This is a genomic window from Microbacterium sp., assembly GCF_026393345.1.
GTDB lineage: Bacteria > Actinomycetota > Actinomycetes > Actinomycetales > Microbacteriaceae > Microbacterium.
On record NZ_JAPLAI010000044.1, the window covers coordinates 25,532 to 36,254 of the forward strand.

Below are 10,723 nucleotides of genomic sequence, written 5' to 3' on the forward strand. Positions count from 1 at the left end.
GGCACATAGACTGAGCACTATGCCCGGACTCGACCGCACGGACCTGGAACTTCTGCACGCACTGTCATCCGATCATCGGGCGACGGTCGTCGCTCTCGCCCATCGGCTCGGTCTCTCCCGTAACACCGTCCAAGCGCGGATGGGACGCCTCGAGGCGTCCGGGGCATTCCTCAGCTACGAGCGCGCAATCGCCACGCAGACGCTGGGCTTCCCGATCCGGGCATGCCTCACTGTCGTGGTCCGGCAGCACGAACTCCCCCGCATCCGGGAGTCGCTGTCCGAGGTGCCGGAGATCGTGCAGGCACTCGGCCTCAGCGGCAGCGTGGACCTGCTGGTGGTCGTCGCCTGCCGAGACACTCAGCATCTGTTCGACGTCGACGCGCGCATCCTCGCGATCGAGGGCGTCGAGCGCACCGAGACGTCCCTCGTCATGGACGAGGTCATCCCCTACCGGGTGACACCGCTCATGGAGCTGGCGCGGCAGGAAGCCTAGCGGCCTCCCCCACCGGCACCGCTGCGGACCGGTCGTCCCACCGGACCAGCACGACACCGCCGAGCAGCACGACTCCGCCGAACAGCTGCACCGCCGACGGCGTCTCGCCGAGGAGGAGCCACGCGAATCCGAGCGCGAACAGCACCTCGCTGAGGCCGACGAACGACGCCACTCGCGACCCGAGCAACGGCACTGCCTTCACCCCCAGGGCGTACCCGACGGTGGTGGCCACGCACGCGACCCAGAGGATCGACGCAAGTGCCGGCATCTCGATCCCGGCGAGGAGCACGGTCACGGCCGGCGCGGCGAAGGGCAGGATGCCGAACAGGCACAGCAGCGCCATGACACCGGTGCCGGTGACGAGCCCCCCAGCGGCGAGGGCCAGTGGGGGAAGGTCGTCGCCGGCGCGCTCGGAGAGCAGGAAATAGGCGCCCACGCACACCGCTGCACCCAGGGCGAAGAGCGTCCCCAGCAGGTCGAACCGCGCGCTGGACACGTCGACGACGAGCACCAGCCCGATGATCGCGAGGACGGATCCGACCATCACGGTGCGCGAGGGCGCCCGCCGTGTACGGACCCAGGCCAGGAGGACGAGGAGCACCGGGGCGAGGTACTGGATGAGCAGGGACACCGCCACCGGCATCCGCTGCATCGCCGCGAAGTAGAACAATTGACAGCCCGCGACGCCGGTGAGGCCGAAGCCGACGATGAGTCGCCACCGCCGACGCACGACGCCGGGCTGTCGTCGCCACGCGATGATCAGCGCGGGCGAGAGGATGAGCGCCGCGACGCCCATCCGGATGAGCAGCGCCGCGCCCAGCGACCACTCGGCTTCCAGCAGCGGCTTGACGAACGGACCGCTCGACGAGAACGCGAGCGCGGAGCCGACTCCGACGAGCAGGCCGACGGAGCGGTGTCCCGCGGCGGTGCCCGCCGAGGGAGGGGATACAGTCGAGGCGACCATGGAGGACTCCGCCTGTCAGGGGTGATCGGTGGTTACACTAGTGACAGTACGTCCCGCATCGGTCAGGAGTCAAGGTGGTCTTCAGTGATGACACGCGCGGCTCGCTGGCCTGGGGTGCGGACCTCATCAACACCCTCCCCGGCATGGCCTCGGACCCGACCGACCGGCTCGTCACGACCAAGGAGCTCCGGGACTTCCTCACTGCCCACCCGTACTCCGGCGCGGTGCGCCTGGATGCCGCCGAGCGCGACGCGGTACGGGCTATCCGGCCCCGCCTGCGCGCCTTCTGGACGGTGGACCGGGACGGTGCGGCGGAGCTCGTGAATGAGATGCTCGCCGAGGCGCGCGCCGTCCCCCAGCTCGTCCGCCACGACCAGTACGACTGGCACATCCACGCCACCCCGGGGGACGCGCCGCTTGCCACCCGGATGCTGGTGGAGACCGCGATGGCGATCGTCGACGTCATCCGCGCCGACGAGTACGAGCGACTCCGGGTCTGCGAGGCCGACGACTGCGAAGCCGTGTACGTCGACTACTCGCGGAACCGGTCGAAACGCTACTGCGACACCGGGAACTGCGGCAACCGGATGAACGTCAACGCGTACCGTCGGCGACGGGCCGAAGGAACGGCGTGATCGCTGCCGCCGCCTGACGCGGCGTCTCATAGTGGATGAGGTGTCCCACCTCGGGGATCTCCACGAGCTCGGCGTCCGGAAAGACCGTTCGCAGCCGCCGCTCCGCCTCGATCGGGGTGATGTCGTCACGCTCGGCGGCGACGAGAAGTGTCGGCACGTCGATCCGCGCGGCGAACTCGCTCACGTCGTGCGAGACCGAGGCGACGAACGCGTCGTGCAGCACGTCCCGGTCTGCGAAGCGGGAGAAGTACATGTCGTGCTGAGCGTGGATGAAGGCACGGAGCTTCTTCTCGCGCGTCTTCGCCATCGCGACGCTCATCACCCGCACGATGACCCCGTTCCGGAGCACCGCCTCCCCCACCGGCCGCGGTAACTTGGCGCCGGCCCAGTAATAGAAGACGGCCAGGCGCGTGAAAACGCCGCGGGGACCGGACAGTGCGGGAGCCCCGATGGGGTTCACGAGGATCAGGCGCGGGGTGGCCAGCCCGCCGGCAACCGCCGCGGCGGCAACGATGGAGCCGAAGGAGTGGCCGAGAATAACGGCGCCCGGCGCGACAGCGGCGGCGAACGCACGCAGCCACTCGGCATAGGCGTCGAGGGTGTGCGCGCGACCCGGAAGCGGCGCCGTCTCGCCGAAGCCGGGGAGATCGGGGGAAATGACGCGCACGCCGTCGAGGTACGCCACGACCGGCTCCAGGCCGTGGTGCTCACCGCGGAAGCCGTGGACGGCCACGATCGTCGTGGCGGCGTCGTCCGGGCCATACACCCAGTACGCGGTCGTCCCGCCGAGCACCGAGACCTCGCGACGCTCGGTCGGAATCGCATCCAGTCGGGCGGCGTAGGGGTTGGCGGTGCTCACGCCACGAGTCTACGGAGTGCGGCCGGTCCGCGAGCCGCTGCCGGGGGATGTCGGCGGCGGGCCCTACGGTCGAGGCATGGACACGTGGCGACCCGAGCCGCTCCCCCTCTGGGATGACGAGATCACCCTGCCCGCGTGGGCCAGTACCGTCGGGGTGTTCGACCTGGAGACCACCGGGATCGACGTCGCCGCGGACCGCATCGTCACCGCGCACGTCGGCCTGCTCGACGCCACGGGAGCGGCCCTTCGCGCCCAGGACTGGATGGCCGACCCCGGGATCGAGATCCCCGCCGGCGCCACCGCGGTGCACGGCATCACGACCCAGCGAGCCCGCGCGGAGGGCCGACCGGCCCGGGAGGTGGTCGCCGAGGTCGTGGCGGCGCTTCGAAGCCTGCTGGACGCGGGGATCCCGGTCGTTGCCTACAACGCGCCGTACGACTTCTCGCTGCTCAAGTACGAGGCGCTACGTCACGGTGTCGCGCCGATCCTCGACCCCGCACCCGTGTTCGACCCGCTGGTCGTCGACAAGTCTTACGACCGGTACCGGCGAGGAAAGCGCACCCTCGAAGTCGTCGCCGCTCACTACGCCGTGACGCTCGAGGGCGCCCACGACGCCGCCGCCGACGCCATCGCTGCGGGTCGGGTGGCGCAGGCACTGGCCGCCCGTTACGCCCTTCCCGCGACCGCGCACGAGCTGCACACCCGGCAGATCGGCTGGGCACGCGAGCAGGCCGACAGCCTGACCGAGTACTTCGTCCGGATCGGGCGGATCGACCCGGCCGACCCGGTCGACGGCAGCTGGCCGATCCGCTGAGACCCGATCCCGGGAACGCCGAAAGCCCCGCCGAGGCGGGGCTTTCGGGTGCGGCGGGTGTTACTTGCCGAAGTTCTTGAAGCGCTGGTTGAACTTCTCGACGCGGCCGGCCGAGTCCATGATGCGCTGCTTGCCCGTGTAGAACGGGTGCGAGGCCGAGGAGATCTCGACGTCGATGACCGGGTACTCGACACCGTCGAGCTCGATGGTCTTGTCGCTGCCCACGGTCGAACGGGTCAGGAAGGTCTCACCCGAGCCGAGGTCGCGGAAGACGACGGGCTGGTAGTCGGGGTGAATGTCAGTCTTCATGGGATTCCTTAGTTGCTGCCCTGGATTGCGCCAGGGACGAGGGAAGTCTGTGGTGCCGAACGCACCAAACAGCGAGTCTACCAAAGTTCGTCGCACATCAAGACACTCACCCGGTCGCGCGTGCCGCGTAGCGGCCCGCGACCTCGGTCAGCTCGATGTCGAGGCCGAACGTGGCGGACAGGTTCGCGGCGGTCAGCGTCTCGCGCGTGGGTCCCGCGGCGACGACGGCGCCGTCACGGAGCAGCAGCACGTGCGTGAAACCGACCGGGATCTCTTCGACGTGGTGGGTGACCATGACCATCGCGGGCGTGGTCGGCGCCTGGGCATACCGGCCGAGGAGGCTCAGCAACTCTTCGCGCGCGCCGAGGTCGAGGCTCGCGGTCGGCTCGTCGAGCAGCAACAGCTCCGGGTCGGTCATGACGGCGCGGGCGATCTGCACCCGCTTCTGCTCCCCGTCGGAGAGGGTTCCGAACGTCCGGTCGGCGAGGTGCTCGAGCTTCCACTCGGCGAGCACGCGCAGCGCGCGGCGCTCGTCGATCCGGTCGTACTGCTCGTTCCACCGACCGAGCACCGCGAGTGCCGCGGTGAGCACGACGTTGAGGACGGTCTCTTCCGGCGGTACCCGGCGCGCCATGGCGGAGGACGCGATGCCGATGCGCGGGCGCAGGTCGAAGACGTCCGTGCGGCCGAGCCGCTCGCCGAGAATCGTCACGGCACCGGAGGTCGGGTGGTCGAGGGTTGCCGCCAGCTGCAGCAGCGTCGTCTTGCCGGCGCCGTTCGGTCCCAGGATCACCCAGCGCTGATCGTCGGCGACGTGCCAATCGACGTGGGAGACGATGTCCCTGGCGTTGCGGCGGACGACGACGTCGGAAAAATCGAGCACCTCGGGCATGGTCCTAGCCTAGTCGTCGCACCCCGCCGTCACCGCGCCAGAACCTCCCGGTACAGCGCCTCGGTCTGCTCCGCGATGCGCCCCCAGCTGAACTCCTGTGCGGCACGTTCGCGGCCCGCCCGGCCGTACTCGGCGGCGCGTGCCGGGTCGGCGACGATCTCCGTCAGCACGCGAGCGAGGTCCGCCACGTAGCGCTCCGGGTCGACCGGGGTGCCCGTCCCGTCCTGCACCTGCTCGATCGGCACGAGTCTGCCGGTCACGCCGTCCGCGACGACCTCGGGGATGCCGCCCGTCGCCGTCCCGACCACGGCCGCGCCGCACGCCATCGCCTCGAGATTGACGATGCCGAGCGGCTCGTAGATCGACGGGCACACGAACGTGGTGGCCGCCGTGAGGATCGCGCAGAGCTCGTGACGGGGCAGCATCCGGTCGATCCAGACAACGCCCTCGCGGGTCTCCTGCAGGTCACGCACGAGACCTTCGACCTCCGCGAGGATCTCGGGCGTGTCGGGCGCGCCGGCGCAGAGCACGAGTTGCACCTCGGGCGGGAGCAGGCGTGCCGCACGCAGCAGGTAGGGCAGACCCTTCTGCCGCGTGATGCGGCCGACGAACACGACCGAGGGCCGAGTCGGATCGATGCCGTGCTCGGCGAGCAGCGCCGGGTCTTCCACCGGATGCCACGCCTCGACGTCGATGCCGTTGTAGATGACCCGCACCCGGGCCGGGTCGAGCGCCGGGTAGCTGCGCAGAATGTCTTCGCGCATCCCTCCGCTGACCGCGACGACGGCCGCGGCGCCCTCGTAGGCGGTCTTCTCGATGAAGCTCGACACCGCGTAGCCGCCGCCGAGCTGCTCGGCCTTCCACGGCCGGAGCGGCTCCAGGCTGTGAGCGGTCACGATGTGCGGGATCCCGTGCAGGAGCGACGCGAGGTGTCCCGCGAAGTTCGCGTACCAGGTGTGGCTGTGCACCACATCGGCACCCGCGATGTCGGTGACGATCTCCAGATCCGTTCCGAGGGTCTGGACCGCGCCGTTCGCGTCGGCGAGCTCGGCCGGCACGCGGTAGGACGTCGTGCCCTCCTCATCGCGCGGCGCGCCGAATGCGCGCACGCGCACGTCGAGACGTTCCCGCAGCGCCTTGACGAGCTCGGCGGCGTGCACTCCCGCCCCGCCATAGATCTCGGGCGGGTATTCCTTTGAAACGATGTCGACGCGCATGTCAAGGACGCTAGTACAGCCCCTGTGTGCGGCATAGTGTGGTGCCATGCCGGCTACACCCAAGGTCTTCGGGATCGTCCTCGCCGGCGGCGAGGGCAAGCGTCTCATGCCCCTCACCGCCGACCGCGCCAAACCCGCGGTCCCGTTCGGTGGCCAATACCGACTCATCGACTTCGCGATCTCCAACCTCATCAATTCGGGGTTGCAGCAGATCGTCGTGCTCACGCAGTACAAGTCCCACAGCCTCGACCGGCACGTTTCGCAGACCTGGCGGATGTCGCCGATGCTGGGCTCGTATGTCGCCTCCGTCCCCGCCCAGCAGCGCCTCGGCAAGCGATGGTTCTCCGGGTCCGCGGACGCGATCCTGCAGAGCCTCAACCTCATCAACGACGAGAAGCCGGACATCGTCGTGGTCATCGGCGCAGATCACGTCTACCGGATGGACTTCCAGCAGATGATCGACGCGCACATCGCCTCCGGCGCTCGTGCCACCGTCGCCGGGATCCGGCAGCCTCTCGCCCTCGCCGACCAGTTCGGCGTCATCGACGTGGATGCGGAGGACCCCACCCGCATCCGGGAGTTCCTGGAGAAGCCACAGCACGCGACCGGCCTCGCCGATGCGCCGCACGAGGTGCTGGCCTCCATGGGCAACTACGTCTTCAACACCGACGCGCTCATCGAGGCCGTGGAGACCGACGGCGAGGTGCCGACGTCGAACCATGATATGGGCGGCGACATCATCCCCTACTTCGTGAACCGCGGCGAGGCCGCCGTCTACGACATGAAGCGCAACGACGTGCCGGGCGCCAACGAGCGCGACCGCTCGTACTGGCGGGACGTGGGGACGATCGATTCGTTCTTCGACGCGCACATGGACCTGATCTCGACCCTGCCGGTGTTCAACCTGTACAACATGCAGTGGCCGATCCACTCCCAGCTGATCAACTCGCCGCCCGCGAAGTTCGTCCGCGACGCAGTGGGCCGCATCGGCAACACGATCGACTCGATCGTGTCCCTCGGTTCGGTGCTCAGCGGCACCCACCTGGAACGCAGCGTCGTGGGTCCGTGGACCCTGGCCGGCGGCGGCTCCACCGTCACCGACTCGGTGCTGTTCGACCGGGTGCGCCTCGGCGCCGGTGCCCGCATCCATCGCGCGATCATCGACAAGAACGTCGTCCTCGCCGACGGCGCGACGGTCGGCGTCGACCGGGAGCGCGACCTCGCCCGCGGATTCACCGTGACCGACTCCGGCATCACCGTGGTCGGCAAGGGCACCCACGTCGAGGCGTGATCCGCTCCCCCGGTAGCCTCGAGGGGTGCTGCCGCGTTTCCTCGTCGTGCTCGATGCCGACTCCACCCTCATCCGCAACGAGGTCATCGAGCTGATCGCCGATGAAGCCGGGCGCGGCGCCGAGGTGGCAGCCGCTACCGAGGCGGCCATGCGCGGCGAGGTGGATTTCGCGACGAGCCTGCGTTCGCGGGTGCAGGAGCTGCGCGGGGTCCCGGTCGAATCCTTCGCTCGAGTGAAGGCGCGGATCGAGCCGACGCCGGGCGTGCGGGAGCTCACCGCCGCGGTGCACGAGCGGGGCGGCATCGTGGCGGTCGTCTCCGGGGGGTTCCACGAGATCCTCGACACCGTCGCACCGGCGCTCGGCGTCGACGTGTGGCGGGCGAACCGGCTCCAGGTCGAGGACGGGGTCCTCACAGGATCCGTCGAGGGCGAGATCGTGGATGCGGCGGGCAAGGCCACGGCGCTCCGCGCCTGGGCGGACGAGTACGGCGTGCCCCTGTCGGCGACCTTCGCCATCGGCGACGGGGCGAACGACCTGAAGATGATGGCAACGGCTGCCCTGGGCTTGGCGTTCAACGCCAAACCTGCGGTCCGTGCGCAGGCGGACCTGGTGATCGGCACGATCGACCTCGCCGAGGTGATCCCGCTCCTGCCCTGAGGCCGTAACGCTGTCCGGTGGGGCGGCGGTCAGTGCCCCATGCCGAGACCGCCGTCGACGGGGATCACGGCGCCGGAGATGTAGGCCGCGTCGTCCGAGGCCAGCCAGGTGACGACACCGGCCACCTCGTCGGGGGTGGCGAACCGGCCGGCGGGAATGTTCCGCTTGTACTCCGCCTGGGTGTCCTCGGGCAGTTCCGCCGTCATGTCGGTCTCGATGAACCCGGGCGCCACGACGTTCGCCGTGATGCCGCGGCCGCCGAGCTCACGCGTGAGCGAGCGCGCGAAACCGACGAGCCCGCTCTTGGAGCTGGCGTAGTTGATCTGTCCCGGCGAGCCGTACAGGCCGACCACGCTCGAGATGAGGATGACCCGGCCCCAGCGGCCCTTCAGCAGCCCCTTCGCGGCGCGCTTGACGACACGGAACGATCCCCCGAGGTTCGTGGTGACGACGTCGTCGAAGTCCGCGTCCGACATGCGCAGCAGCAGCGTGTCCTTGGTGATGCCGGCGTTGGCCACGACGATCTGCACGGGACCGAGCTTCTGCTCCACCTCGGTGTACGCCGCATCCACGGACGCCGCGTCGGTGACGTCCGCGCGGACGGTGAGCGTTCCCTCGGGCCCTTCGCCGGATCGAGCGGTGACGGCGACCCGGTAGCCCTCCGCGACGAAGCGTTCGGCGATGGCGCGGCCGATCCCGCGGTTTCCTCCGGTGACGAGGACGACACGATCCGTGGACATGGAGCCAGCCTATCGGGACGTCACCGGACGCCCTGGTCGTTTGACATCCCCCGCGCCACACTGGAAGCCTGAAGGCCAGCCGAGAAGAAGGGCGCACCATGAGCGACCAGACCCCCGAGAACCCCGTCCCCCCGTCCGCGCCGCAGGCCACGCCTCCCGCCTATCCCGCGGCACCGCCGTACGGGCAGCCCGCCGGCGCCTACCCCCCGCCCGCCGCCCCCGCCTACGGCGCACCGGCCGGTTATACGCCGTACCCCGCGGCGCCGAAGACCAACACGCTCGCGATCGTGTCGCTCATCTCGTCGCTCGCGGGCGTCGTGATCGTCGCCTACATCGGTCAGATCGTCGGCATCATCACCGGCCATATGGCGCTGCATCAGATCAAGGAGCGGGGTGAGAACGGCCGCGGCCTGGCCCTCGCCGGCGTCATCGTCGGGTACGTCTCGCTCGCGTTGTATATCGTGCTCGGCATCGTGTTCATCGTGATCTTCGTCGCGATCGTCCAGAACGGCAGCTACTACGACTACGACTACTCGTCCTGAGCCGCGGTAGCGGCTCCGTCACGGTGCCCCGGGCGTAGGCTGGGGGCACCGTGAAGACCCCACCTCCGCCGCAGTCGGCGACCTCGCTGCCGCGCGCCCCGCGCGACGATGCGCACGCGCGCTCCACGAAGTACCTGGTGATGATGGCCGTGCGCATCCTCTGCTTCGTGCTGATGGTGCTGATCACCCCGTACGGCTGGTACACCTGGGTGTTCGCGGTCGGTGCCGTCTTCCTCCCCTACGTCGCGGTCGTCATCGCGAACGTCGGCAAGGACGTGCACGAAACCGACGTCGTGCCGCCCGAGCAGACGCTTCCCGCCGCGACGCCGGCCGCACCGACCGGTCCGGTCCCTGATGCCGGCCCGACCGTCATCCAGATCAGCGAGTCGCCACGCGGGCTCGCTCCGCACGACGACGCGGATGCGGCATCGTGACCGCTGCGTCCGACGCCACCTGCTCGCGCGCGGGGTGCCGAGCACCCGCCACCTGGGCAGTGCAGTGGCGGAACCCCCGCATCCATGACGCCGCACGGCGCAAGACGTGGCTCGCCTGCGACGAGCACCTGACCTTCCTGCGGGACTACCTGACCAACCGTGCCTTCCCGGTGGAGGTCCTCCCGATGTCCGAGATCGGAGACCGCGCCCGATGAGCGCCCGTGCATCACAGATCCGCCGGTGGAGTGCCTACATCGCGATCGCGGTGGCGTTCGCGATCGCCTGCGGATTCCTCTCGCACTGGCAGTTCACCCGGAATGCGGAGCGGTCGACGCAGCTCGCCCTCGTGGAGGCGAACTACGACGCCGCCCCGATCGCGCTTGACAAGGCGGTCTCCGGCCTCGACGACTTCGATCCGGCGTACGAGTGGCATCCGGTGGAACTACACGGCCGATACCTCGTCGACGAGCAGCTGGTGGCACGGAACCGGCCGCACGGCGGCACGTCCGCCTTCGAGGTGCTGACCCCGTTCCAGCTCGACGACGGGCGCATCCTCGTCGTCAACCGCGGCTGGGTCGCGGCCGCCGAGGCCGGTGATGGCCCCGTTGCCATCCCGGAACCCGCGGGTGGCGACCAGACCGTGATCGTGCGGCTCCGGCAGGGCGAACCGCTGCCGCCGTCGGGACGCAGCGCGCCGGACGGACAGGTCCCCACCATCAACGTGCCGCTGCTGGCCGACATGCTCGGCGGGGACACCATCTCGAGCGTGTACGGGATCATGGTGGAAGAGTCCCCCGCCGCGACGGAACTCCCGAACGAACTCGACTCCCCCTCCGACGACCCGGGCCCGTTCCTGTCCTACGCGGTGCAGTGGA

At 69.7% G+C, this 10,723-nt stretch carries 15 protein-coding genes; 9 read left to right on the forward strand and 6 right to left on the reverse strand.

Annotated features, from left to right (window positions below; all coding sequences use genetic code 11):
* Window positions 1–19: 19 nt before the first annotated feature.
* Window positions 20–493 carry an Lrp/AsnC family transcriptional regulator gene (locus NT132_RS08320; protein ID WP_297787322.1) on the forward strand — a complete coding sequence of 158 codons (474 nt, stop codon included), beginning with the start codon at window positions 20–22 and terminating at the stop codon, window positions 491–493.
* Here NT132_RS08320 and NT132_RS08325 read toward each other — a convergent pair.
* Complete coding sequence (locus NT132_RS08325; protein WP_297787324.1) at window positions 465–1,457, reverse strand: DMT family transporter; 993 nt, start codon at window positions 1,455–1,457, stop codon at window positions 465–467. The genes NT132_RS08320 and NT132_RS08325 overlap by 29 nt on opposite strands.
* A 74-nt stretch (window positions 1,458–1,531) precedes the next feature.
* Between NT132_RS08325 and NT132_RS08330 the strand changes: the two genes are divergently transcribed.
* A complete protein-coding gene (locus NT132_RS08330) occupies window positions 1,532–2,092 on the forward strand; it encodes a CGNR zinc finger domain-containing protein (RefSeq protein ID WP_297787326.1) in 561 nt (186 codons plus the stop codon).
* On the opposite strand, the gene NT132_RS08335 is transcribed toward NT132_RS08330, so the two are convergent.
* On the reverse strand, window positions 2,052–2,951 hold the full coding sequence (locus NT132_RS08335; RefSeq protein WP_297787328.1) for an alpha/beta hydrolase: 900 nt from the start codon (window positions 2,949–2,951) through the stop codon (window positions 2,052–2,054). The genes NT132_RS08330 and NT132_RS08335 overlap by 41 nt on opposite strands.
* A gap of 76 nt (window positions 2,952–3,027) precedes the next feature.
* On the opposite strand from NT132_RS08335, the gene NT132_RS08340 reads away from it, so the two are divergent.
* The gene (locus NT132_RS08340; RefSeq protein ID WP_297787330.1) at window positions 3,028–3,765 is read left to right on the forward strand and encodes an exonuclease domain-containing protein; all 738 of its coding nucleotides are present in this window, start codon (window positions 3,028–3,030) and stop codon (window positions 3,763–3,765) included.
* A 60-nt stretch (window positions 3,766–3,825) separates the two neighbouring features.
* On the opposite strand, the gene NT132_RS08345 is transcribed toward NT132_RS08340, so the two are convergent.
* From NT132_RS08345 to glgA, 3 genes are all read right to left on the reverse strand, one after another.
* Window positions 3,826–4,074 (reverse strand): type B 50S ribosomal protein L31, encoded by a 249-nt coding sequence (locus tag NT132_RS08345; RefSeq protein ID WP_297787332.1) that lies wholly within the window; start codon window positions 4,072–4,074, stop codon window positions 3,826–3,828.
* Between the two features lie 106 nt (window positions 4,075–4,180).
* A complete protein-coding gene (locus NT132_RS08350; protein ID WP_297787334.1) occupies window positions 4,181–4,966 on the reverse strand; it encodes an ABC transporter ATP-binding protein in 786 nt (261 codons plus the stop codon).
* A gap of 29 nt (window positions 4,967–4,995) precedes the next feature.
* A complete protein-coding gene (gene glgA / locus NT132_RS08355; protein WP_297787336.1) occupies window positions 4,996–6,183 on the reverse strand; it encodes a glycogen synthase in 1,188 nt (395 codons plus the stop codon).
* Window positions 6,184–6,229: 46 nt separating this feature from the next.
* Here glgA and glgC point away from each other — a divergent pair, with 46 nt between their 5' ends.
* Together glgC and serB are read left to right on the forward strand one after the other, a co-directional pair.
* The gene (gene glgC / locus NT132_RS08360; RefSeq protein WP_297787338.1) at window positions 6,230–7,474 is read left to right on the forward strand and encodes a glucose-1-phosphate adenylyltransferase; all 1,245 of its coding nucleotides are present in this window, start codon (window positions 6,230–6,232) and stop codon (window positions 7,472–7,474) included.
* A 28-nt stretch (window positions 7,475–7,502) separates the two neighbouring features.
* On the forward strand, window positions 7,503–8,132 hold the full coding sequence (serB, locus tag NT132_RS08365) for a phosphoserine phosphatase SerB (protein WP_297787356.1): 630 nt from the start codon (window positions 7,503–7,505) through the stop codon (window positions 8,130–8,132).
* 29 nt (window positions 8,133–8,161) lie between these two features.
* On the opposite strand, the gene NT132_RS08370 is transcribed toward serB, so the two are convergent.
* Entirely contained in the window at window positions 8,162–8,872 is a 711-nt protein-coding gene (locus NT132_RS08370; RefSeq protein ID WP_297787340.1) for a beta-ketoacyl-ACP reductase, read from the reverse strand.
* 98 nt (window positions 8,873–8,970) lie between these two features.
* Between NT132_RS08370 and NT132_RS08375 the strand changes: the two genes are divergently transcribed.
* The 4 genes from NT132_RS08375 to NT132_RS08390 form a co-directional block, all read left to right on the forward strand.
* Window positions 8,971–9,414 (forward strand): DUF4190 domain-containing protein, encoded by a 444-nt coding sequence (locus NT132_RS08375; RefSeq protein WP_297787342.1) that lies wholly within the window; start codon window positions 8,971–8,973, stop codon window positions 9,412–9,414.
* Between the two features lie 50 nt (window positions 9,415–9,464).
* On the forward strand, window positions 9,465–9,848 hold the full coding sequence (locus tag NT132_RS08380) for a DUF3099 domain-containing protein (protein ID WP_297787344.1): 384 nt from the start codon (window positions 9,465–9,467) through the stop codon (window positions 9,846–9,848).
* A complete protein-coding gene (locus tag NT132_RS08385; protein WP_297787346.1) occupies window positions 9,845–10,063 on the forward strand; it encodes a hypothetical protein in 219 nt (72 codons plus the stop codon). The genes NT132_RS08380 and NT132_RS08385 overlap by 4 nt, the downstream gene beginning before the upstream one ends.
* Window positions 10,060–10,723 (forward strand): SURF1 family protein (locus tag NT132_RS08390; protein WP_297787348.1); only part of this gene is annotated, 664 nt, incomplete at its 3' end. The genes NT132_RS08385 and NT132_RS08390, both read left to right, overlap by 4 nt.